Here is a 22,107-nt window from a genome sequence, read left to right as displayed (position 1 = left end):
GTGCGGGACTAGCAGCCTCGGCCTCGGCGATGGTTTCGGCCTTGGCGGACATTCGTTTCTGCTTAGCGCGAAACTTACCCGCCCAACTGAGCGTCTGCGGTTTAAGCTGGATAAGATGTTGCGATAGATGATTACAATCCGGCATTTTACTATGGTGACAAACTCTAAAACGGCTGCTCTTTGCCTCAGTGGCCTGTTGCTGAGCGGACTAAGCGGGCTATTGCCGGGTACGGCCACGGCCCAGTCCGCTGCCCCAACTGAATCAGCCAGCGGCGATACGGATAGTCTGCGGGTTCAAGGTTTCGCAATTGAAACGAAGGTTCCTCTACACAAGCCAGCCATCCTCCAGCCGGCGCCGCTGCCGACCCCAGATACTGCACCAGAGCCAGTAGCGACGCCAGACCTGCCCGAAGAAGCTCCCATCCGGCTAGTGCTCCGTATCAATGCGCGGCGAGTCTATGCCTATCGAGGCGAAGCTGTAGTGGCAAGCTATCCCGTTGCGGTGGGTAAGCCGGGCTGGGAAACGCCCACGGGCGAATATGAGGTATTCTCAACCATCGTAGAGCCCGGCTGGACCAATCCGTTTACTGGAGAAGTTGCGCCACCGGGGCCAAGCAATCCCCTCGGTGAACGCTGGATTGGCTTTTGGACGGATGGGGAAAACGTGATTGGGTTTCACGGCACACCCAACCGTGAATCCATTGGCCGGGCCGCTTCCCACGGCTGTGTGCGGATGTATAACGAAGATATCCGAGAACTCTATGAAATAGTAGAGATGGGAACGCCCGTTACAGTGCTGCTGTAGCGGGCGCGGAACGTTGTCGAGGTCAACCAGCCCCAGCTCTACCAGAGCGCTCGTGGGCTGTTCGACGTTGCTGGAGTCGCAGCGGCGGGTGCGGTTGTTTCAGCCTCAACTTCTGTTTCAACCTCCTCAACCCCTGTCTCTATATCCGTTTCAACTTCCTCAACTCCCGTTTCAACTTCTGTTTCAACCTCCTCGACTTCTTCATCAACGTCGGTTTCAACCACCGACTCGGTTTCGGAGGATTCCGTCTCTACCTCTTCAGTGTCTCCCGTTACCCCCGGCTCTGGGCTCGGGGTGGGCTCAGGCGCCGCACTCGGGGTATCCTCGACATCTTCCTCAGGGGTCGCAGGGGGGGTGGGTTCTGGCATGTCTTGAGCCTTTACTACGGTTGGTAAGGCTGCCAACAGGCCGACTGCTGATAGCATCGAGACTGATAGGAGTAGACGTTTCATGATGTTCCTTACAGATAGTTTGGGCAATGATGTCATTATTTCATCAATTGTGCTCTAAGTCACTTGAGCAAACGGTCAGGTGGTGCAGGGGTTTATTGATTAAGGGAATGGGAAAAGGGATAGCTGGGAAGCCGTTGGCTGACACTCAGCTATCTGGAGATGCGGGCAGATCAAGGCTGCCCTGCTCGCAAGAAAGGCTGCCGTTGAGCAGCTTACCCTGATGCCAAACCCCTGATTTAGAAGACCCGTTAGAAAATATGAAGGTTCCCTGACCGTTACATTGGTTATCTTTAAATTCGCCTATGTAGCGCTCGCCATTTTCTAAAATCCAGGTGCCCTGACCGCTGAACTTGTCTGCTTCAAACTGGCCGGTGTAGCCTCTGCCGTTGCTGAAGGTGAAGGTACCGCAGCCCGCGCGCTTGCCGGCCCGATATTCCCCGTCGTAGCGATTGCCGCTAGGGTAGACCATGATCCCTCGACCATCAGCGGGCTGACCGTCGATGAATTCGCCGTAGTAGACTGCGCCGTTCTTATATTCGTAACTGACTGATCCGACCGGCAGCGCCGGAGGCTCAGGCTCCTGACAGGGCAGGGATACAGAAGCAATTTCGCGGGCTGTAATGGACAGCGCTTGCTCGTCCGCCGTTACGGTAGAGCTGTTTGAGCGCAGGGTGAGGGAAAGGCCGGTGGCCGCGATCGCGGCGATCGTTCCGCCAGCGATGAGTACAGGCCGTCGGTCGCGCTGGCGAGGACGGCGGACGGCTCCAGGCTTTGGGGCGGGCGGCTGGAGCAGGGCCGTCAGCGCTCCTGGCGGGAACTGCCCCGTCTGCGGACGCCGCTGCTGACCGTCTAGTCCCAGGTAAACATGACTACCGCGTAGGTCGCTGAGGGCAGTGGTTGGGTCTACCTGCCAGCCCGCCAGACAGGCTCCAGACAGGTTAGCACTGGCAAAGTTAGCGCCGCTGGCCCGCGCGTTGGAAAGGTCGGCCTCGCTGAAGTTAGCTTCGCCAAAGTTGCCCCGACTCAGATCCGCCCCGCTCAAGGTCGCTCTACTGAAGTCAGCACTGCTGGCATAGGCCCCGCTCAAATTCGCCCCGCTCAGATTCGCCGTGCGCAAATTGGCACCAATTAGGCAAGCGCGCGCTAAGTTAGCAGAGCTCAGGTCATACCCAGCGAGCGTTAGGCCGAATAGATAGGCCGTACTTAGGTCAGGTTGAATTTCAGGATGGGCAGCTCGCCAGCGGTTCCAGCACTCGGCCCCCTGCTCAATTAGTGCTAGAAAGTCAGTATCTACCATGAACGATTCACGTACTGCGAGAAGTCCCAAGCCCCTAAGAAACTGGCATTGAAGCTGACGTCACTGTACTAACCCTAACTGCTACTATCGACCCACCGGGCTCAGGCCACCTTCGGATGTCAAGACCTTTATCCTAAAATTAACTCCATAAGCCCCATGATAAGCCCAATCATTTGGGGTGAGCGATCGCGTCCTCAAATCTCTGCCTATCGCATGAGGCATTGGAAAGAATAGATAGGTCAGTCATCAAAATCTTCAAGCGACATCTGATTAATCAGGACAAAAATTCTACGCTGGCGGTGTGCCAGTAGCCGTTCTGTCACTCTGGCAACGGGACCATGACATATTCGAATCCTATCTATCCAACGATCACAATTGATACAAAAGATTGCCACATAGAAGTTCAAGGAGTCCTCCTGTGGGTTCTTCAAGAGCGGAGCTAAAGAAGATACATTTTTCTGCCGCCAATCAAAATTTCGAGATAACTATTCGTCTATACTAGTATTGCTATTGGCGTCAAACCAGCGAGGATAGGCGAACTGATGCTTGGCAAACATGCGTTTGGCGCGGGTGGTGAGATCTGTCATATACAGAAACTCATCTCGCGCATCGAGCGGATAGGACTTAAGTTTGAACAGACTACCCCAGCTTTTCTCCTGCATGATCACAACAACTGGCAGCGTCAGATGGGTGTATTTACTCGTATAGGCCACCCGCAGCAGAATTTGTTTCACCCGCTGCGCATCCACATCGTGAGCCAGGTAAAACTCAGTAACCACTTGAGCCTCTAGCGCTCCCATATTGGCGTTTGATACTGTGCTGGTCCAGATATGGTTGTGCGGCACCGTCACCACGTTATCGGTCGGGGTCTTCAGGCGAATAGCTCGTAGACCATAGCTGACGACTTCACCATAGTGGTCAGCAATCCGAATCCGATCGCCGACTCGATAGGGTGCTTCAAACAGGCCAATTAGGCCCGCAATGATCGAGCTAGCATAGTCCTTGAAAGCAAAACCCAAGGCGACGGCTATCGTCCCGGTAACGGCTAGAACATTGTCCCTCGACAGGTTCAAAAATAAGTTCATTAGGGTGACGACAGCCGTAGTCATCACCAGCGTACGGATGAAAGGCAGAAACTGTTTGATTCGCAGCCGCCACTCCTTAGCAACTCGCTCTGAGGTGCGAATCACGATCCAGTCGAGCGATTTGATCACAACAAAGGCAACCGCCACTATAATCAGCGCCTGGGCAATCTTCCAGGTTGTAATCTGGGATAGGATCTGCCCCGCCTGCCGCGCCGTTTCCCCAGCGGCCTCCCCAGCTGACTTATTGTTTTCATCCGTCTGCGCCAATTGCCAAATCAAATTGATATCTCCATTATTCTGAACGCTCCACCAAAAAATTATTCGCGGCCAGCTCCTGCTGGAGTCGCGGATAGTGTATCGGATTCACTTGGATGACCTGGTCCTGCTGCTTGAGCAGTCCTGTTCTTCGCAGTGCCTGCACCTGATTGTTGACGGTCTGGGGGGCGTCTCCCAGGCTTTCAGCCAGCGCTGTTAGGGTGAGGTCGCCATGCAGCAAGAGCGAATAAAGCAAATAGTGATCATTTTGGTTTAGCTGCGGCAGCGACGGCAGCTTGGGCGATCGCGCCACTAGCCGCAGCGATCGCGGGGTTTCTTTTTTTTCAGAATCCGGGTTATTTTGAGTCTCCTGGGTCGTCTCGGAAGCTTCAGCGTTCCCATTGTCCTCATTAGCATCCTGAGCGTCTTCGGCCTCAAGTGGCTCAGCCTCAACGGAGCGAAGAAACAGCTGCAGGGCAACGGTGCTAATCCCTTCTGAAACATCAGCTAGCCGCTCAAAATACTCGTCTTTAAACCGCTGGGGTGAGTCCGACTGTTCTGAATGATTGTGATTCAGATGCTGTAGGCGATCGCGGATCGAGGGACTGTCGAAGTGAATTTCTAGCGCCTCAGCCACCGGCATGATCCAGGCGGCTAGCTGCTCACCCGACAGCTCTGGTAGAGAAACTACCTGGCCGCAGTAGGCCGGCAAGTCTAGCACCGACTTCAGGTATTCCCAACTGACCGGATCGCTGCCAATCACCCAAAACCGCGTCCGGTCATTCAGCAGATGATCGCGCAGGTAGTCAATACCGTCTAGACCTTCAGCACTGCGTAAGAAACACCAGCTCAGATTCGGGATAGCTGTAATCTCAGGTTCTACGGCTGTCGTCAAGGTGCCCCGACCCAGCTGGAGCCGCAGCTTATCGACAATTTCTTCAGGCTGGGCAGGTCGCTCCTGCCATTCCAAATGCGAAAGCGACCATGACTGCGCCGCAGCCCATTCTGCTAAGCCTTCGGACAAAATCCGGGAAACCGCCGTCACCGGACTGCTTAAAATGACCAGCGAATTGGAAGAGATGCCGGGCTGCTGCTGCCATTCGGCCAGAACCGATTCCAGACTAGACTGCACGGTAGCCCGGTCATCGGGGTGGATAGGTAGCTGCTCGACCAGCCTTGTCAGCTGCTGAGCGAGCTTTGGGGGGAGCTCTATTTGCTCTGGCGATGACTCTGCCCGTGAGTCATCAGGCTCTGCACTGTCCGCGCCTCCCGGCCCTAGAACCTGGAAAACGCGCTGTCGGCTGAGCCAGTCTTTACACTGCTGGATTAAATTTGCCATCTTGACCAAACCTGCTTCAAAGCAGAACCATTTCCCCTCCTATAGCTTCGCACAGATGGCTGTTCCACATATTCTGGGCTGCGTTAGCATAACCGTGTTTCCATCCACCCAAGTGCTACTCTATGGACTGGCTTCCAGACACCTATATTCTCTCGCGAATGCAGTTTGCCCTGACGGCAATTTTTCACATGCTCTGGCCCGTGCTCACCACCGGCATGGGCATTTTCCTGGTTTTGGTAGAAATTCTCTGGCTACGGACGCGCAATCCTGCCTACTACTATCACGCTCGCTTTTGGTCCAAGCTCTACGTGCTCAATTTTGGCATTGGGGTGGCAACGGGCATTCCGATGGAATTTCAGTTTGGCACCAACTGGGCACCGTTTTCAGAGGCGACCGGCGACTTTTTCGGCAGCATTTTAGGCTTTGAAGCCTCAATGGCCTTCATGCTGGAAGCAGGTTTTTTAGGGATTATGCTGTTTGGCTGGGAGCGGGTGAATCCCTACATTCACCTGTTCGCCACGATTATGGTGGCCTTTGGCGCCAACCTATCGACCTTTTGGATTTTGATTGCCAACTCCTGGATGCAGACGCCCACCGGCGGCGAGTTTGAGAACGGCAAATTCATCGTGCGGGACTACTTTCAGGCAATGTTTAACCCCTTCTGGCGGAATAGCGTCATCCATATGTTTATGGCCACGCTGGAGACGTCACTGTTTGTGATCGGCGGCATCAGCGCCTGGTACATTCTCAAGCAGCGCCATTCTCCCTTTTTTGCCAAGTCGCTGAAAGTTTGCCTGGCCACCGCGATCGCGGTGGCTCCCCTGCAAATCTACATTGGCCACCTCAGCGCTGAGCAGGTCTACCACTACCAGCCCACCAAGCTGGCCGCAATGGAGGCCCAGTGGGAAACGACGCCCGCCGGTCAGGCGGCAGACTGGAGCCTGGTCGCCTGGCCCAATAATAAAGCTGAGAAAAACGATTGGGAAATCAACGTTCCCAACGCCCTGGGCTACATCTTAGAGTTCAAAGAAAAGCTCAGCGAACCGGTTCAGGGGCTGAAAGACTATCCGCCGGAAGACCGACCTCACCTGGTCGGGCTGGTCTACTATGCGTTTCGGACGATGATTGGGATTGGCTTTTTTCTGGCGGCGCTGATGGCGGTGAGTACCCTCCAGTGGCTGCGGGGCCAGCTGTCTGAGGAAAATATTGGTCAGCAGCGATGGCTGCTGCTGGCCTGGGTAGGGTCGGCTCCGCTCGGCTACGTCGCTGTTGAGACCGGCTGGATTGTGCGCTGTGTGGGCCGCCAGCCCTGGGCCGTCTATGGCCAAATTCGCACTGCAGACGCCGCGTCGAATATTCCCGCTGGCGAGGTGCTGACCTCGTTTATCGGGTTTATGCTGCTCTATACGCTGCTGTTTGGAACGACCCTTTACTTCGGCAGTCGGATTATCCGCCGCGGTCCTCGGCTCGACCTGCCGCTGCCGAATGAGGATAAGCCCGCCATCGAGACCGGTAAAACACAACATCAGCCCGATCGCCGTCCGGTGGAGGCGCAGCAGTAGGCCCTATGGAAACCCTCGACTATTTCTTGCCCCAGGTCTGGTTTTTTATCCTGGCGCTGTTCTTATTTCTCTACGTCATCCTCGACGGCTTTGACCTGGGCGTCGGCATTCTTTCACTCACCGCCGACAGCGAGGAACGGCGCGGCATGCTGATGACCAGCCTGAGCAACGTCTGGGACGCCAATGAAACCTGGCTGGTGCTGATGGGCGGGGCGCTGTTCGGCGCTTTTCCGCTGGCCTACGGCACGATTTTAAGCGCGCTGTATATTCCCATCGTCGGCATGATTTTTGGCCTCAGCCTGCGGGCGGTGGCCTTCGAGTTTCGAGAACAGGCCAATCGCAAGTGGTTTTGGAATCTCGCCTTTGGACTGGGCAGCCTGACCGCCGCGCTGGGGCAGGGCTTTGCCCTCGGCAGCGTCCTCTACGGGATAAAGGTGGATGCCTCAGGCCACTTTACCGGTACGATCTGGGACTGGCTTAGCGTGCAATCTGTGCTGGTGGCGCTGACGCTGGTGCAGGGCTACGTGCTGATTGGCTCGACCTATCTGATTATGAAAACCAGCGGCGAACTCCAGAAGAATCACTATCGCACCGCCCGAATCGCTGCCCTGACGACGCTGGTGGGCGCGATCGCGATTACCATCTCTACACCCATTATTTATGAAAGCACCCGCAGCCAGCTGTTTGAGCGCCCCCTGCTGTATATTTTTTCGCTGATTCCCCTGCTGGGCGTGCTGCTAATTGGGCTGCTGCTGCGCAGTCTCAGCCGTGAGGCCGAAAATACGCCCTTCATCTGGACGCTGCTGCTGTTTTTACTCTCTTTTGTCGGTCTGGGTCTGATTGTTTTTCCCTACATCATCCCCACTCGAATTACCATCTACGACGGCGCGGCAGCACCGAGTTCACTGGTGTTTATGCTGATCTTTGTGGGCTTCCTGATTCCGATCATGCTGTTCTATAACATCTACCAGTATGTCGTCTTTCGCGGCAAGGTCAGCAGTACCGCCTACGGTGAGTGACGCAGAGCATCGTCGCCGGACTCGTCTGACTGCTAGTCTGAAGACTTATCTAACGGGGGCAGCTGAAATACATCGGCAAAGACAGAGGTTGGATTGGGGCGACGGGCCTCGTCGGGGGTGTCGTAGACGATCATCAGGCCATCGTCGCCCAGGCAGGGCATTAGGGTAAGCCCTTCGGCATGGTCAGAACCGATGGTGAAAGGGAGATTGAACATCAGACGAAGAGCGCCAGAGTCCTGCTCCCACAGGGTATCTTGACTGTGGTCGAGGACGTCTTCGAGCAGAAAGACCTGCATTGCGCCTTCAAGGTCCATCGTAGGACCAGCCAGAATAATCAGATCGTCATGGCGCAGGCAGAGTTCGCGAATGCCGAGGCCGTTAAGGTCTACGAAGTGCTTGCGGTATCGCTCTTCTGAATCTCCCAGCGGCTGTAGGGTAAGCGTCCCGGGCTCTGACTCGGCCAGCTCTAGCTCTAGAATAATCGCCCAGCCGCGCAGGACCGGACCTCTCAGGCCAAGGAATAGGCGATCGCCGCAGACAGCTAGCCCCTCGATGTCTAAACCGTTGTCTTTAGACGGCAGGCCAATTTTCAAAAACGGGCCGATATGCTCATCCTCAGCCAGGGCTTCTATTAGCGAGCTCTGACCCTGAACTTTTCGCAATGCCGCAGCGGAAAGGCGGTCCTGGTCGGTGCGATCGCAGGTCTTAACCGGCGCGCCGTTAATAATTGGAATTCTCGCCAGCAGATAGCGGTTCGGATCGGTCTCAATTTCTGCCAGTCGCTGAATATCTTTTTTGACCTTTTTGCCCTTGGTTTTATTCCGCTTGGTGCTGTGCGAGCCCACCAGCCAAAGGTAGCCGTCGGAATAGTCCATCCCTTCAATGTCAACTTCGGAATCGTGATCGAACAGCTCGACAAAGTCAGCTAGATGGAACTTTTGATGCTTGCCGTAGATGCCGGGCGCAATCGGCGAGAGTCGCTCGACCGCCATAAACTCGTCTGAGCCGACCCAGAGGCTGCCGTCGGGAGTACGCGCGATCGCGGAAATTTCTCCCAGCAGATCGTCCAGGTCGCTATCGAACTGGAGAAGAATGCGGCTGAGTAAAAAACTTTGAGACATGGTTAAGAGTGGCTAGGGATTGACAGCTGCCGGCCGATTGACGTCCAGGGACAGCGCCTTCCCGGCAAAAGTCACCCAGGGCTTTGCCAAACCTAAACTCGCAAACGGACTCGTCGCGGGGACCTCAAGCTCGACCGCCTTAGCCCAGGCGGGATTAACCGAAGCACTGCCGTTAAACCACAGCAGCTTGTTGCCTAGCTTACCAAAGCTAGCCCAGGGAAGCTTCTGCCGAAAGAGCGGGATTGAGGACTCATAGGCTATGCGGCAAAGCAGCTGTGTTCCCTGACGAACGGCGATGCTCGTCGGCTCGCCGAGTTCCCAGGAAAACTCAGCCCGCTGCTTCGGCAGTCCCCAGATCTGCTGGCCGCCCGCCACCGACTGCGGATTATCGACATAGATATGCGAGATCCAAAGGCCGACTCGCCAGCCCCGCTGCACCAATGCGCTCACTACAATTAGCTCATGGTAGGTCAGGGTTGAACCGGCCCCATAGCTAGCCCAGTAGAGGCCGCCCAGGGTTTGACCGGGAAAGATTTGAACGATGTCGAGGGACGGCGGCAGGGTCGAACGGGCCAGCGTCACGTCAATCGGTTGCAGACTTAGGACGGCCTGCCCTTGCAGGTGCCAGGGCGCGGGCGGGTAAGGGAGAGACACAGCCTACCCCTTGCTTTGAAAGATTTTTCGCAGCGACCACTGGGTCAGCCGGGGCAGCAGCTTCTGCATCCCGCCCATCAGCTTGGCGGTGCCGACAACGACTTCGGGCCGGTCCTGACTAATGGCATGCCAGACGGCGTTAGCGACGTCCTCGGGCTTTTCAGTCGTGGGCATCTGCATCGTCTCTTCCACCTGCTGCTGTCGGACCTGCCGATCTTCGGCATCCTGGCCGCGAAAGATACCGCGCTCGGTCAGGCCAGTACGGATCAGGTTGGGATAGATACCGCTGACCCGGATGCCCTTAGGTGATAATTCAGTATTCAGCGCCTGGGAAAAACCCGCGATCGCAAATTTGCTGGTCGTATAGGGCACCAGATAGGGCATGGGTACTTTGCCGCTGATTGAGCAGATATTGACAATCCGCCCCGACCCCTGGGCCAGAAAATGGGGCAGCAGCGCTTGGACGGTATGGATGTAGCCCCAGAGGTTGGTGTCGATCGTCCGATGCCAGTCTTCCAGGCTAAACTGCTCTACCGGACCAGAGGCATAAATTCCCGCGTTGTTCACCAACACATCGACCCGGCCCAGTTCCTGGATCGCTTTTTGCACCAGCGTTTCGACCTGCTGGGAATCGCGGACATCAGTAGGGATGCCGATGGCTTGGATGGAAAAGCGCGATCGCAGATCCTCCGCTACCGCCAGTAGCGCTTCCGGCCCCCGGGCAGCCAGGACCAAATCGTAACCCGCTTCGGCCAACCGGTAGGCAATCGCCTTACCAATTCCCGATGAGCCGCCGGTAATTAAAGCTGTCGTCATCTCTTTCCTCAGTCACTCGTTCCATGGTTAACCTTTAGTGTGATTAACCCGCTCCGAGAAACCGTCCAACCAGGGTTAGATTCGCTTCAGCGCTAGCCCAGCCGCCAGCGGCGGGCATATTTACGCAGGTAGATAACAATTGACTGACCCGACAGGTAGAGGTGTGTAGCGGTAGGCAACATGGCAGAAATTCCCATCACGATACCGAAGTAGATATTGCGAAGGCTTTGCCCACTGGTGGGGTCTTTGACTGCGCTGACGATACGCGACTCGTACAGTTCGCTGCGAGTGGCCAGCGATTCTGGCTGATGCTGCACCAAGCTGACCAGCCAGCCCGATACGGAAAATACCAGCAGCACCCACCAGGTGGCGACGATTGCAATCAGCACATCGATGCTGAGATGGGCGACATAGCTGGTCACGGTGGTGGTCTTCAGCGCTCGGCGGGCAATGAAGACGGTGATGAAGAATGAGAGACTGTCGAACAGCGCCCCTAAAACACCGACCGGAAACTGGAGCAAAAAATAGTGGGCACGCTCATCGCCAAAGGCCTGTTCTGGATAGGCCGTGAGGATCGCCAGCCAGTAGCAGGTCATATTCAGCAGCGTAAAGAAGACGAAAATCTTTGGGAAAAACTGCCAGAGGCGGCCGCGCTTACGGTCGTAAAAGTTCAGCAGCCGACTAAGCGAGCGTTTCCAAATGGCAATGATGGGGCGCGACCGCAGTTTCTGAATTCGCATGGGGGCAGGGAGCGAAGGAGCACCCCAACCTTAGCCACAAAATAAAGGAACGGCCACCTGCCTCATAATGATTCCACAACATAGCTCAGCGCTACGAAAACCGAAAAAACGACCTAAACAATATCTTCGTTCAGGTCGTTTTGAGATTGATCAGGTCGGCCAGAGCCGCGTTTTCAGCTTACGCAAAAGCGCTGAGGCTGAAAACGCACTGTCCTTTCAGCCTTCAGAACCGTTATCGTCACTGGGGCCATCGGGCGCTGAGCCATTTTGAGACATCTCCATCTCAGACATCTCTTCGATGGAGCGAATCTTGACGATTTTGCCACCGAGCGCAGTAATCCGACGCATCTCCTCATTCATTCGCGAATAGGGCACTTGGATAAACTGACTGCCGCTGCGGCGGACCGGATAGCTATTGAGGTCGGTTTGGCTGTTTTGCTTCAGGCCGGTGACCTCGTAGACGAATATGCGATTTTTAGAGGACTGGGTGCCCAACATTGCAGCTTGTCCCAACATGGCGCTCTCCTGGTTCAGTAGGGGTCTGGTAATCTAATCTTAAACGCTTGAAACCGTGTCTTAAGCCTGAGTAATGCTCGCAACCTTGCCACCCAGCTTGTTGATCTGCTGGAGCGTGCTAGAGAGCTGGTCGTAGGGCACAATTAAAGCCCGGCTGCTGCGGCGCACTCTGGGATAGCGAGGCTGAGAAATCGCCGCTATCTCAATCCGGTACATCCGATCGGAGGTGCCCGCCACAGCGCGGCTAAAGGCGCGCTGACCGACATTATTCTGCTTCGACTCGCGATAGGCCCAGCCGTTGCTGCTGCCGGACGGTCCGACCACGGCGGAAGCGCTATTCTGTCCGAGCTCAGCCGCCAGACGTGAGGTGGCGCCGCCAATCTGAGCGCGATCGCTATTGGCATAGCCGCGATAGAGCTGGAACATGCGGGTAAAGCCAACGGTCTTCTGGCCGCGCTGGGTCGCAAAGCCCCGATAGTAAGGCACGATAAAGTCGCCAAAATTCTCATCGTACTCAGCCGAGTCGATGTACGAGTCGATATCGGCGTCGAAGCCCTGCTCCTGGTAGATGTCGAGGTGCTCAACGACTTCCGACTCGTCGTAGGGGGCTCGGCCGAGCAGATGCTTGAGGTTGAGCTCGATCACCCGGGTCTGAAAGTTGGGATAGAGAAACTTATCTTTATAGAGCTCCGACTTGGCTACCGTCCGCACAAAGTCGCGCACGGTCAGGTCGCCATCGCGCAGCAGCGACTCAGCGCTGGTAAGCCGCTGAGACTTCATCAGGTAGTCGTTCCCCAACACCTGGCGATAGACGGCTCGAATCACGTCATTGACGTCTTCTCGGCTGTAGTTGCGGCGGAGCTCAACCGGACTCATATCGGCAAAGGCCGATGTTCCTAGGCGGGAAGCGGCAGCAGTAATAGGCACTTGTGGAATCTCCAACTAAATTCGGCTAAATTCGGACTGTTTAAAAAAGAAGATAAATGGGCATCAGCCTAGCCTAAGCATACCATTGGGTCTGGCCCAGCACATCAGACACAGACCAATTTATGAGAATTTGGAACAGGCTAGAACCCTATCCTACAGCGCAAACCCGGCGCTAGCTCAAAGTATGAAGTAAAGTTATGTTAACCCTATGCGTGGATAGTTCGGTGGATATCATTCAGAAGTTAGAAACGGGCGGTTGGAAGTCAAAACGGCTTCTAACCGCCCGTTTTCGGGCAATTTCAACCGTCGCCTAAGCCGGATCTAGACTAATAATCTTAGTCCCACGCTTGTTCAGCTTTTGCAGCGTCGATGAAAGCCGCTCGTAGGGCACCTGGTATTCACGAATACCATTGCGAATTTGGGGACCGCGAGAGGCCGACTGGCTAACGCGCAGGCGATAGATCTGGCCACGCTCACCGCTGGTGACGCCGCTGAGCGAGCGGCCAAAATTAGCCGTGCGAACGGGGGAAGCCGTATTGCGAGCGAGGTCATAGGTGAGCTTAGCACTCTGATGGTTCTGGGCGCGATCGCTGCTGGCCGACCCCCGATAGAGCTGGAACATGCGGCTAAAGCCGACGGTCTTCTGGCCGCGCTGGGTCGCAAAACCTCGGTGGAAGGGGACGACCGAATCGCCAAAATTCTCGACATATTCCTGCGAGCTGAGGTAAGACTCAATCTCAGCCTGGTAGCCCTGATTGATATAGAGATTGACATGGGTCGTAATCTCGGACTCATCGTAGGGAGCGCGGCCCAGCAGATGCTTATAGTTCAGCTCGATAAATCGCGTCTGAGCCATGCCGTAAAAAAACTTTTCTCGATATAGCTCAGACAGAGCCAGTCCTCGTATAAAGTCTCGCACCGTAATATTGCCCTGCCGCAGCAGCGATTCGGCGCTAGTCAGCCGCTCTGACTGCATCAGGTACTCATTGCCAAAGACCTGCTGGTAGGCAGCCCTAATCACCTGCTGTGCATCTTCTTCCGTCCAGTGGGGACGCAGCTCGACCCGAGACGATTCGGTAATCGACTCAATGCCCAGCTGCTTGGCAGCCATCGTACTCGTCATAAGAGATTCTCCTAAATTTCAATATGAATCTAAGCGCAGTTTCTAACGCCGCTATTCCGCACAATAGGCATTGACCCACCCTGCGGAATAGCGGATTATCAGGGCCGATTTAACCCGGCCAAGGCTCGGAACACCAGGCAGCTGTCAATGGGGGCACTCACCGCCGTCTGGCATTCCGAGCGAGCTGAAAGTTAGCTCAGCGAGTTGATCGCATAGTCGAGATAGGAGTTGGCCTCAACGGCAGGGTCGCCAGACAGCCCATGATTGGCCTTGATATGCTTGAGGGCTTCGACATACCAGCTGGGAGAGAGATCAAAGGTGCTGTTGATCTCAGCAATGCCGGAGATCAGATAGTCATCCATTGGCCCGGTGCCGCCGGAAATGAGGCAGTAGGTAACCATGCGCAGGTAGTAGCCGATGTCGCGAGCGCATTTGGCTTTACCCTCAGAAGTAGAGGCAAAGTTCGGCCCTTTCATTTCGGTAGTGTAGGGGAACTTTTTATAGACGGCCTGGGCGGCACCATCAACTAGCTGATCGGCTTTCCCAGTCAGGGTTCTGGCCGCTTCTAGGCTAGCGGCGGCCTGACGAAAGCGGCCAAATGCCGTTTGAATTTCGGTGCTGCTGAGAAAGCGACCCTGGGCGTCGGCGACGGCAACGGCTTCGGTGAGAGGGGTTTTCATAGAATATAACCTTGGATTGGGTGAACTATTGGACTAGGTGAACTAATTGAGTGAAAGGACGGTTGCTTGGGATTGAGTCTATGCAGGTAAACGCTAAACCGCTGACCTAGCTAACAGCTGCCGCAGCCCGATCAAAATAGCCGCCTAGCTCTGACATCAGCGAGCTGCAGTCGCCCTGAGTGATGCCATTGCGGTCATCGGCAATCGCGATCGCGGCATCCTTCATTTTGTTGACGCCTTCGGAGACAGAAGCACCCGGCACGCCTAGCGCCACGTAGGTTTCTCTCAGCCCGTTGAGGCAGCGGTCGTCGAGCACGTTGGCATCGCCGGTAAAGATGGCATAGGTGACGTAGCGCAGGATAATTTCCATATCCCGCAGGCAGGCTGCCATCCGGCGATTGGTATAGGCGTTGCCGCCGGGGGCGATCAGCTGGGGCTGGTCGGCAAACAGCGATCGCGCCGCATCGGTCACAATTTTTGAAGCGTTGCTGGTAATCCGATTGACCACATCCATCCGCTTGTTGCCCTCGGCCACCATGTTGCTCAGCGCATCGAGCTGCGAGTTGCTAACGTATTCGCCGCGGGTGTCGGCCTGAGCAACAACTTTTGTAAACGCGTCTAACATCCAGTTTTCTCCTACTTAAATCTGTTCATTATGGGTTGATTGGCCCACAGCCTTGGCTTCGCGCCAACCGTTTGGCAGTGCAGGCTTTTGAGCCGTTTCTACGATTTAATCAGTCAGCTTGTGCAAATCCTGTGCAATTCAGGTGAAGAAGCGGCTCAGTCGCAGGGTTTATGTTCTGAAAAGTCAGCAAAACTCCCTTCACAGAAGAGGTTAAGCCCGTTTCGGAATTCTGATAGCTGCTTAATATTCTGTTATTTAAGAACATGCTTGTTTACGATAGGTAGCCACCGTCGGCCTGTCGCCGGTTTATCGTCCGGTGCGGCTAGCCGGGTGCGGAAGGTGGAGCCGATTTTGGCCAGCCCCTGCGCTCAGCTCATGTTCCAAAGCGCTAACCCAAGCGTCGATTTGAAGCCACTGCACCGGGTCAGGGTAGCGATTGGGATGCAGACACATTCCCAACGAGCGAGCGAGCTCACTAGCGGCGACCAGCCCCAGGCGGCCCAAGCTATCCGCCAGACGGTGGGCGGCCTGCTGGCCCTGAGCCTGACGCGCAGCGTCGAGCTGACCCTGCCGCTGCGATGACAGGGCAGAGCTCAGGAGGGCTAGATGCTCCAGCCCGCTGCGCAGATGGGTGTGTCGGTTCTCAGCTGGTCCCTGAGCGGGCTGGTCGAGCTGTTCAGGCGGCAGGGTAGAGCTGCCGGGCAAATCCTGACAGGCTGCGGGTTCGGCTAGAGCAGGCGCTGTTTGAGCGGGGTCTACTTCAGGTGGGGCTGACAGGTAGTAGCCCAGGCCGTGGACGGTTTTGATCAGGTCGGCAGGGGCCCCTGCCGACCTGAGCTTTTGGCGGAGGCGGCGAATGTGCGATCGCACCGTCGCCTCCGCCGGAAATTCTTCCGACGACCAGAGGCTGTCTAGGATCGCGTCTGTGCTGAACACCTGCTGCTCGTGAGAGAGAAAAAGCTCTAGCAGCCCGTACTCTTTGGCGCTCAGCGACAGGAGCTGGCTGCCGTAGGTGACTTCACAGCGCTCGGGATCTAAGCACAATCGACCCCAGCTGAGCACCGACTGCCGCTGGGAGCTGCCGCGTCGCATCAGGGCCTGAATTCTCGCCATCAGTTCGGCCTGGTCAAACGGCTTAATCACGTAGTCATCGGCGCCTGCATTCAGCCCGCTAACTTTGTCGGCGCTGCTGCTACAGGCCGTCAGCAGCAGGATCGGCACCTGATACCCCTCAGCCCGAAATCGCTGGCACAGGCTGAGTCCGTCCAGCTTGGGCAGCATCACATCGAGGATAATCAGGTCATAGTGAAAGGCTGAACCGTAGGCCCAACCTTGCTCGCCATCGGCTACCGTATCGACTACATAGCGATGGGCCGATAGGCTTTTGGTCAGCCAGTCGGCCAGGGTGATATCGTCCTCGACGAGTAGAATGCGCATAGTGCAGGCGGGCAACCAGAATCTGGCCGATGCTGGGCAGGTCAGGTGCGCGATCGGTGTTCAATCCAATATGCCGCATAGCGCTCCCCAGGTCCTCAGCGAAGTTACAAATGTTTCCTTCTGTTGAATTCTGAAGCCTAATAGAGTGTGAAATAAGACCCTGAACAGCGTTCCCTACGGCCGATGTCACGGACCGCAACTTACGATTGAACCTTTTGAACGCTTCTGGGATAATAGAGCTTCCGACTGGAGCATCTGACTGTCTATGAACGCGATCGCTGCGCCCAACCTGGCTTCTGCCATGGTCAACCGTCTGTTAGCCATTCGGCCCCTGTGGACAATCGCCAAGCGCCGCGCCCGTAAAATGATGATTGACCGGGCCGAAACCATTGGCGTGCCCTGGCGAGAAACGGTTATCGAGATGCGATCGCGCGGCAGTGACGAGGGGCCTGCTGGGGAACTTGCTGACGAATGGCAGGCTGAGCTAGCGGCGATCGCGAATCCGCACATCCGCTATCCCGACTACTATCAGACGAGCTTTCATGCCTATGATGAGGGCAATCTCGGCTGGCTGCCCGCGATGGAAGTCGAAGTTGCGGCCAAAGCCGTTCACGCTCGCCTCTGGCCTGAGGCGGGTGCCCAAGGCGATGCCATGCTGCGCCAGAGCTATCACAATGCGCTCCAACCCCAGCTGCCTGTAGCGCCTGAAAAAATTGTCGATCTGGGCTGCGGCGTAGGTATGAGCACGGAGACGCTGCAGGAACGCTACCCCAGCGCCCACCTGACCGGCGTAGACCTTTCCCCCTATTTCCTCGCCGTTGCCCAATATCGAGCGCAGCCGCGCGCTCAGATTACCTGGCATCACGCCCCCGCCGAAGCAACCGGCCTACCTACCGCCGACTACGATCTGGTCTCTGCCTGTCTGATGTTCCACGAGCTGCCCCAATCGGCAGCCAAGGCCATTCTGCGAGAAGCGCGTCGCCTGCTGCGTCCCGGGGGGCATATGGCGATTATGGATATGAATCCCCAGTCTGAGGTCTACGCCACTATGCCGCCGTTTGTGCTGGCGCTGCTCAAAAGCACCGAGCCCTATCTGGACGAATATTTTGCACTTGATATAGCGCAAGCATTTCAAGAAGCCGGGTTCAAAGCGCCGACCGTTATCTATAACAGTGCTCGCCATCGCACGATTCTAGCCGAGGCCCGCTAGCTGATCCGTCACTCCGCTGTAGCCTGCCGAGGATATTGCTCGACGGTTTAGGTGGAAAAGCTTGACCTCTTCTTAAACATCCCCGCATAAGCTCAGGTTAGTTCCTTGAGAGTCGCAACCCGTGGGCTCAGAACGTTGTTTCTGGACAGAGACGACCGAGTTCACCCGCTGTCCCCAGTATGGATCAGCCAGAATCGTCGGAATTCACCCCAGCGACCGCCTATAGCGAGCTCAGTCCGCTTCAGCGGCGAGAGCGCCTGACGGAGCTGGCGGCCGTGTTCTTTCGCCTAGGCACCGTTGCCTTTGGGGGGCCGGCTGCCCATGTGGCGATGATGGACGATGAGGTAGTCAAACGCCGCCATTGGCTCAGTCGGCAGCAGCTCCTAGATCTGATCGGCGTGACCAATCTGATTCCGGGGCCGAACTCAACGGAATTAGCGATTCATATTGGCTTTGAGCGCGGCGGCTGGCCTGGCCTGTTTGTGGCCGGCGGCAGCTTCATCTTGCCCGCCATGGTGCTGGTCTGGATTTTAGCGGCGGGGTATGCCCGATTTCAGACGGTGCCTCAGGTGGAGTGGCTGCTTTACGGCATCAAGCCGGTGATCATGGCCATCATTTTGCAGGCGCTGATCAAGCTAGGCAAAAAAGCAATTAAGGACGGGCCAACCACCTTAGCGGCGGTGGGTGTGATGGCGGCCTTTTTTTTGAACATCAATGAAATTTTGCTGCTGCTGCTGGCGGGGCTAGCCGTCATGCTGATCAAGAATTTACGACAAGGCGGGGCTGCGGCGCTGCTGCTGCCAGCCTGGGGGACGCTAGCCCAGATCGGCACCGTCACTCCAGTCGCGACAGCTTCACCCACCTGGGGTCAGGTCTTTCTCTTCTTCCTCAAGATCGGCTCAGTGCTCTACGGCAGCGGCTATGTGCTGCTGGCGTTTTTACAGCAGGACCTGGTCGAGCGGCTGGGCTGGCTGACTTCACAGGAGCTGCTAGACGCGATCGCGATCGGCCAATTCACCCCCGGTCCTGTCTTCACCACCGCCACCTTCGTCGGCTATCTGCTGGCGGGGAATATGGGCGCGATCGCAGGCACCGTTGGCATTTTTCTTCCCGCCTTTTTGCTGGTTGGCCTGATCAATCCCTGGGTACCCAAGCTGCGCCAGTCTCCCTGGTTCAGCGCCTTTCTAGATGGGGTCAATGCCGCTTCTCTGGGGCTGATGGCGGTGGTGACCTACACGCTGGGACGGGCAGCCCTGGTCGATGGGATTACAGTTGGGCTGGCGGTTTTAGCCGCGATCGCGGTGTTTCGCTTTAAAGTTAACTCCGCCTGGATTGTGCTAGCTGGAGGAATTGCTGGCTTTCTAGTACAGACTTTGAGCTGGATCTGAGCGGCTTACTCGGTTCAAACTTTTACCCGGATATTCGCTGTCGTCAGCGACATCATTCAACCCAGCGAAACTCAACCCCAGCGTAACCCATCGGGCAGTTCCCTCGGCCCAAATACAAAATGAAGTACCCGACGAGGGCTAAGTGACTTGGACTTTGACGAAGCATGGAGAATCAGGGGTCGCATCGCTAGAACTCCACCCTTGTCTATTGCGATCGCTTTCTCAACGGCCGATGCGCGTATATCACCTATCTGCTCTGAACTAAGCGTTCCATAGGCGTGGGAACCCGGTATGACTCGAAGCGGTCCCCTGTCAATTGTTGTTGTATCGATGTGCAGTCGCACGACAATCATCTGCTTCAGCAAGCTGTCAGAACCATGAATGAAAAACATCCCTTCTTTTGTTGAGAATCCTGGCCATTGATGCAATGTTGCCGCAGGAGCAACCGGAATACTGCGGTCTTGATGCCATGCTACCAGCCAATTTCTTGAGGCTGTTTTGTTAAAGTACGTGCATTGAACTGCCACCGTAGGTTGAATTTCAGGAATTGTTGTTGCTAGCCGTATGCGGAGCAGTGCAGCTAAAGCTTGACACCAGCTTTGCTGTAGAAAACATCGCGATCCGACCAAATAAACAAAATTGAGCTGCTTTGCAATTTCGTCACATTCCAGCGGAGAACAGCAGTGCTCTATCGTAACGTATCCTGAATCGAGCCAAGTCATCTAGCTGAGTTCAAATAGTTTTTACGTCTAAATACCTTGGCGGTACTGCATCTGTTAGCCACACGCCATTTGCTGAACAGTAAAAAAGGTGACCTTCCGCGCTCATCCGCCGAGATGAGATCGCCAATACCGCAGGACTCCCATGCCGCTGTCCTACAGCTATCGCCGTCTCAACGTCTAAAGATAAATGGACGTGGTGACGATTTTTGGGCTGAAGTCCCTCTTTCAAGATTGACGTTAGAAACCTTGTTGCCGTGCCGTGGTACAGCTGCTCTGGCGGCTCTACCGGCGCTAAGCCCAGGTCAATGTTGACAGAATGGCCCTGATTTGCCCGGATCTGATTGCCGTCCTCGCTGAGGCTAAACCGCTGCTTATCGCTCATTTCCACAATCCCGACAATCTGCTCACGAGTCAGCCGTTTACCATTCCTAGCCGCACATTCAATTAGCGCATCCACCGAGGTCCATCCCGCTGGGTCGAGGCTGAGCCCGATACGCTCAGGCTGATGACGCAGGATATAGCTGAGAAATTTGCTAACTGCAACATTTGCGTTTTTCATTTTTGTCAAGTAAGTCTATGCAGAGAACATCTAATCTTGAGGGGACGGGATAATGCCTTCTAGCGATCGCGCCCAGTTTAAGTCGTAGGGTTCCTGCGTCAGTTCCTGGGCGGCCTGGGCCTGTAGGTAAGGACGGTAGACGTCCTGCTCGGCGACATAGACTTGAAAAAAAGGCAGGCTCAGCATCTGATGGTAGGTTTCAGCGATGGGGCCAACGTCTTCCCAGGCGAGGGCCTGATCGGTTAGTCGATTGACCACATCCAGCGTCAGGCGAGCGTGGGGGAGCCCCTCTGTAACCACCAGATAGCGCTCCGGCTCGGTCAGCCAGGCAAAGGCGGGCAGCTGCTCAATCGCCAGCGGCGTCAGAATATCCTGATCGGTCGCCTCCCACATCACAGGAATCTCAACCTGAGCCATGCCTTCGGGTCCGTAGAGACTGCGGCCGAAGGGTACAAAGACATAGACGGCCTGCACCCGGGAATCCCGCAAGCTGACTGAATCGGTCGGCAGCGCTAGCGCCCGGCACTGATAGAGCAGCGAAATGTTGATCAGGGCAGAGCGCGTCGCGCAGTCCTCAGCTAAATGGGACAGGTCGATTTCAGCCCCGGCCAGGGCCAGCGCCGTCGTACCGCCAAAGGAGTAACCAAAGACGCCGACCTGGTCTGGATTCAGCCGGCTGTCAAACCGCTCGCCATTCAGCCGGGTCAGCTCGTCTAGCAAGAAGCGGATATCCAGCGGGCGGTCGATAAACTCCGCCGCTTCAAAATTTTCGGCATACAGCCCCTGGTAGAACGCCTGCAGCCGCTGCCGGTCACTGCCGGGATGGTCGGGAATCGCGACCGCAAAGCCGTGGGACGCCAGGTGGGTTGCCAGGTCGAGGAAGCGATCGCGGCTTCCCCCCAGCCCGTTAGAAATCACAATTACCGGCAGCCGTTCGGGCAGCGCTGCTCCCTCGGCTGGCCCCTCTGGCAGGTAGAGGTCGGTGGAAAAGGCGCGATTTCGGCGCTGATCTCGCAGCGCTAGTGTCTGCTGGTTCACCTGCCAAGGACCCGGCTGTCTGGGGTCGGGCAGCTGGCTAAAGTCAGTCGCCGGTGCCTGCGCCGCAGCGGTCTGCGTTTGTTCAGAGAGCCGCGCGATCGCGGCTTCCGTATCGGCCAGCATCTGGCCAAAGCTACGGCCCACAGCCAGCGCCCGCCTCACGTCAATGCGTAAATGAGTCGGATACTGCCGCAGCAGATTCAGCAGCGTCAGCCCCTCCGGGTCCGCCGCCGCTAGGGTCAGCGCCCCCCGCAGCGCATAGAGCCCGTTCATCCCGGACGCGGTCTGAAGCACCTCACCGGCCTCCGTCAGCAGCTGCCGCCCGGAACTAGTGTAGGAAAAGCGATTGACCAATACCGGATCGACCTCATAGCGCGATCGCAGCGCCGCCCGCAGCTGCTCCTGCTGCTCTGGGCTCAGCCGCAACAGCAGCAGCTCCAGAGAACCGTCAACAGTCCCCTCATTTACAAACGCCTCTATCTGCTCAAGGCTAACCGAACGCTCCAGAAAACCATACTGAAAGTGAATTCGCTCAGCCGCATCCGCCGCCGCCGCCACCAAAACGCCAGCCGCCGCAGTCACAATCACAGCCCCGACATCAGCAACATAAGCCCGAACCGCATCCCAAACCTTAAAACCTCGCCTCACGCGCCTAGTCCGCTCAACCCACATAGCCACTCAGCTTTAACCCAAACAATCCCAAGCAATCCACCAAATCACCACCCCTTTTCTCTACC

Annotated in this window: 22 protein-coding genes; 5 read left to right on the top strand and 17 right to left on the bottom strand. The window is 56.3% G+C overall.

The window, feature by feature from the left end:
* Positions 1-151 precede the first annotated feature (151 nt).
* Entirely contained in the window at positions 152-805 is a 654-nt protein-coding gene (locus IQ241_RS19645; protein WP_193910493.1) for a L,D-transpeptidase, read from the top strand.
* 38 nt (positions 806-843) lie between these two features.
* Here the strand turns inward: IQ241_RS19645 and IQ241_RS19640 are convergent, their stop codons facing one another.
* The 4 genes from IQ241_RS19640 to IQ241_RS19625 form a co-directional block, all read right to left on the bottom strand.
* Complete coding sequence (locus IQ241_RS19640) at positions 844-1,257, bottom strand: hypothetical protein (protein ID WP_193910491.1); 414 nt, start codon at positions 1,255-1,257, stop codon at positions 844-846.
* A gap of 145 nt (positions 1,258-1,402) precedes the next feature.
* On the bottom strand, positions 1,403-2,554 hold the full coding sequence (locus tag IQ241_RS19635; RefSeq protein ID WP_193910489.1) for a pentapeptide repeat-containing protein: 1,152 nt from the start codon (positions 2,552-2,554) through the stop codon (positions 1,403-1,405).
* A 485-nt stretch (positions 2,555-3,039) separates the two neighbouring features.
* Positions 3,040-3,915, bottom strand: coding sequence for a mechanosensitive ion channel family protein (locus tag IQ241_RS19630; RefSeq protein WP_390622476.1), 876 nt, complete (start codon positions 3,913-3,915; stop codon positions 3,040-3,042).
* Positions 3,916-3,931: 16 nt separating this feature from the next.
* Positions 3,932-5,233, bottom strand: a complete 1,302-nt coding sequence (locus IQ241_RS19625) for an ArsR family transcriptional regulator (protein ID WP_193910487.1) — start codon at positions 5,231-5,233, stop codon at positions 3,932-3,934.
* A gap of 122 nt (positions 5,234-5,355) precedes the next feature.
* Here IQ241_RS19625 and IQ241_RS19620 point away from each other — a divergent pair, with 122 nt between their 5' ends.
* Together IQ241_RS19620 and cydB are read left to right on the top strand one after the other, a co-directional pair.
* The gene (locus IQ241_RS19620; protein WP_193910485.1) at positions 5,356-6,795 is read left to right on the top strand and encodes a cytochrome ubiquinol oxidase subunit I; all 1,440 of its coding nucleotides are present in this window, start codon (positions 5,356-5,358) and stop codon (positions 6,793-6,795) included.
* 5 nt (positions 6,796-6,800) lie between these two features.
* Positions 6,801-7,814: a cytochrome d ubiquinol oxidase subunit II gene (gene cydB, locus IQ241_RS19615; protein ID WP_193910483.1), complete on the top strand. Its 1,014-nt coding sequence runs from the start codon at positions 6,801-6,803 to the stop codon at positions 7,812-7,814.
* Positions 7,815-7,846: 32 nt separating this feature from the next.
* On the opposite strand, the gene IQ241_RS19610 is transcribed toward cydB, so the two are convergent.
* The 10 genes from IQ241_RS19610 to IQ241_RS19565 form a co-directional block, all read right to left on the bottom strand.
* Positions 7,847-8,935 carry a DUF3616 domain-containing protein gene (locus IQ241_RS19610; protein WP_193910481.1) on the bottom strand — a complete coding sequence of 363 codons (1,089 nt, stop codon included), beginning with the start codon at positions 8,933-8,935 and terminating at the stop codon, positions 7,847-7,849.
* 12 nt (positions 8,936-8,947) lie between these two features.
* Positions 8,948-9,589 carry an acetoacetate decarboxylase family protein gene (locus IQ241_RS19605; protein ID WP_193910479.1) on the bottom strand — a complete coding sequence of 214 codons (642 nt, stop codon included), beginning with the start codon at positions 9,587-9,589 and terminating at the stop codon, positions 8,948-8,950.
* A gap of 3 nt (positions 9,590-9,592) precedes the next feature.
* Entirely contained in the window at positions 9,593-10,405 is an 813-nt protein-coding gene (locus IQ241_RS19600; RefSeq protein WP_193910477.1) for an SDR family NAD(P)-dependent oxidoreductase, read from the bottom strand.
* A 92-nt stretch (positions 10,406-10,497) separates the two neighbouring features.
* The gene (locus IQ241_RS19595) at positions 10,498-11,145 is read right to left on the bottom strand and encodes a hypothetical protein (protein WP_193910475.1); all 648 of its coding nucleotides are present in this window, start codon (positions 11,143-11,145) and stop codon (positions 10,498-10,500) included.
* 216 nt (positions 11,146-11,361) lie between these two features.
* On the bottom strand, positions 11,362-11,661 hold the full coding sequence (locus tag IQ241_RS19590; protein WP_193910473.1) for a phycobilisome linker polypeptide: 300 nt from the start codon (positions 11,659-11,661) through the stop codon (positions 11,362-11,364).
* Positions 11,662-11,721: 60 nt separating this feature from the next.
* Positions 11,722-12,588: a phycobilisome rod-core linker polypeptide gene (locus IQ241_RS19585; protein WP_193910471.1), complete on the bottom strand. Its 867-nt coding sequence runs from the start codon at positions 12,586-12,588 to the stop codon at positions 11,722-11,724.
* 310 nt (positions 12,589-12,898) lie between these two features.
* A complete protein-coding gene (locus IQ241_RS19580; protein ID WP_193910469.1) occupies positions 12,899-13,711 on the bottom strand; it encodes a phycobilisome rod-core linker polypeptide in 813 nt (270 codons plus the stop codon).
* Between the two features lie 191 nt (positions 13,712-13,902).
* Positions 13,903-14,391 carry a phycocyanin subunit alpha gene (gene cpcA / locus IQ241_RS19575; protein WP_193910467.1) on the bottom strand — a complete coding sequence of 163 codons (489 nt, stop codon included), beginning with the start codon at positions 14,389-14,391 and terminating at the stop codon, positions 13,903-13,905.
* Between the two features lie 106 nt (positions 14,392-14,497).
* Positions 14,498-15,016 (bottom strand): phycocyanin subunit beta, encoded by a 519-nt coding sequence (locus IQ241_RS19570; RefSeq protein WP_193910465.1) that lies wholly within the window; start codon positions 15,014-15,016, stop codon positions 14,498-14,500.
* 306 nt (positions 15,017-15,322) lie between these two features.
* Complete coding sequence (locus IQ241_RS19565) at positions 15,323-16,453, bottom strand: response regulator transcription factor (RefSeq protein ID WP_193910463.1); 1,131 nt, start codon at positions 16,451-16,453, stop codon at positions 15,323-15,325.
* Between the two features lie 265 nt (positions 16,454-16,718).
* Here IQ241_RS19565 and IQ241_RS19560 point away from each other — a divergent pair, with 265 nt between their 5' ends.
* Positions 16,719-17,663 (top strand): class I SAM-dependent methyltransferase, encoded by a 945-nt coding sequence (locus IQ241_RS19560; RefSeq protein WP_193910461.1) that lies wholly within the window; start codon positions 16,719-16,721, stop codon positions 17,661-17,663.
* Between the two features lie 179 nt (positions 17,664-17,842).
* A complete protein-coding gene (gene chrA, locus IQ241_RS19555) occupies positions 17,843-19,051 on the top strand; it encodes a chromate efflux transporter (RefSeq protein WP_193910459.1) in 1,209 nt (402 codons plus the stop codon).
* Between the two features lie 71 nt (positions 19,052-19,122).
* On the opposite strand, the gene IQ241_RS19550 is transcribed toward chrA, so the two are convergent.
* Genes IQ241_RS19550 through IQ241_RS19540 form a run of 3 tightly spaced genes read right to left on the bottom strand, consistent with a single transcriptional unit; the run spans position 19,123 to position 22,018 of the window.
* Entirely contained in the window at positions 19,123-19,773 is a 651-nt protein-coding gene (locus IQ241_RS19550) for a phytanoyl-CoA dioxygenase family protein (RefSeq protein ID WP_193910457.1), read from the bottom strand.
* Positions 19,774-19,783: 10 nt separating this feature from the next.
* Complete coding sequence (locus IQ241_RS19545) at positions 19,784-20,332, bottom strand: RNA 2'-phosphotransferase (RefSeq protein ID WP_193910455.1); 549 nt, start codon at positions 20,330-20,332, stop codon at positions 19,784-19,786.
* A gap of 30 nt (positions 20,333-20,362) precedes the next feature.
* Positions 20,363-22,018, bottom strand: coding sequence for an alpha/beta hydrolase (locus IQ241_RS19540; protein WP_193910453.1), 1,656 nt, complete (start codon positions 22,016-22,018; stop codon positions 20,363-20,365).
* Positions 22,019-22,107 lie beyond the last annotated feature (89 nt).

The sequence above is a fragment of the Vasconcelosia minhoensis LEGE 07310 genome (assembly GCF_015207255.1).
Lineage (GTDB): Bacteria > Cyanobacteriota > Cyanobacteriia > Phormidesmidales > Phormidesmidaceae > Vasconcelosia > Vasconcelosia minhoensis.
This window is presented reverse-complemented; position numbering and strand designations above follow the sequence as displayed.

Excerpts from the sequence above, each read along its gene's own strand:
- IQ241_RS19645 (WP_193910493.1), top strand. The coding sequence starts at position 152 with ATGGTGACAAACTCTAAAACGGCTGCTCTTTGCCTCAGTGGCCTGTTG.
- IQ241_RS19640 (WP_193910491.1), bottom strand. The coding sequence starts at position 1,257 with ATGAAACGTCTACTCCTATCAGTCTCGATGCTATCAGCAGTCGGCCTG.
- IQ241_RS19635 (WP_193910489.1), bottom strand. The coding sequence starts at position 2,554 with ATGGTAGATACTGACTTTCTAGCACTAATTGAGCAGGGGGCCGAGTGC.
- IQ241_RS19625 (WP_193910487.1), bottom strand. The coding sequence starts at position 5,233 with ATGGCAAATTTAATCCAGCAGTGTAAAGACTGGCTCAGCCGACAGCGC.
- IQ241_RS19620 (WP_193910485.1), top strand. The coding sequence starts at position 5,356 with ATGGACTGGCTTCCAGACACCTATATTCTCTCGCGAATGCAGTTTGCC.
- cydB (WP_193910483.1), top strand. The coding sequence starts at position 6,801 with ATGGAAACCCTCGACTATTTCTTGCCCCAGGTCTGGTTTTTTATCCTG.
- IQ241_RS19610 (WP_193910481.1), bottom strand. The coding sequence starts at position 8,935 with ATGTCTCAAAGTTTTTTACTCAGCCGCATTCTTCTCCAGTTCGATAGC.
- IQ241_RS19600 (WP_193910477.1), bottom strand. The coding sequence starts at position 10,405 with ATGACGACAGCTTTAATTACCGGCGGCTCATCGGGAATTGGTAAGGCG.
- IQ241_RS19595 (WP_193910475.1), bottom strand. The coding sequence starts at position 11,145 with ATGCGAATTCAGAAACTGCGGTCGCGCCCCATCATTGCCATTTGGAAA.
- IQ241_RS19590 (WP_193910473.1), bottom strand. The coding sequence starts at position 11,661 with ATGTTGGGACAAGCTGCAATGTTGGGCACCCAGTCCTCTAAAAATCGC.
- IQ241_RS19580 (WP_193910469.1), bottom strand. The coding sequence starts at position 13,711 with ATGACGAGTACGATGGCTGCCAAGCAGCTGGGCATTGAGTCGATTACC.
- cpcA (WP_193910467.1), bottom strand. The coding sequence starts at position 14,391 with ATGAAAACCCCTCTCACCGAAGCCGTTGCCGTCGCCGACGCCCAGGGT.
- IQ241_RS19570 (WP_193910465.1), bottom strand. The coding sequence starts at position 15,016 with ATGTTAGACGCGTTTACAAAAGTTGTTGCTCAGGCCGACACCCGCGGC.
- IQ241_RS19565 (WP_193910463.1), bottom strand. The coding sequence starts at position 16,453 with ATGCGCATTCTACTCGTCGAGGACGATATCACCCTGGCCGACTGGCTG.
- IQ241_RS19560 (WP_193910461.1), top strand. The coding sequence starts at position 16,719 with ATGAACGCGATCGCTGCGCCCAACCTGGCTTCTGCCATGGTCAACCGT.
- chrA (WP_193910459.1), top strand. The coding sequence starts at position 17,843 with ATGGATCAGCCAGAATCGTCGGAATTCACCCCAGCGACCGCCTATAGC.
- IQ241_RS19550 (WP_193910457.1), bottom strand. The coding sequence starts at position 19,773 with ATGACTTGGCTCGATTCAGGATACGTTACGATAGAGCACTGCTGTTCT.
- IQ241_RS19545 (WP_193910455.1), bottom strand. The coding sequence starts at position 20,332 with ATGAAAAACGCAAATGTTGCAGTTAGCAAATTTCTCAGCTATATCCTG.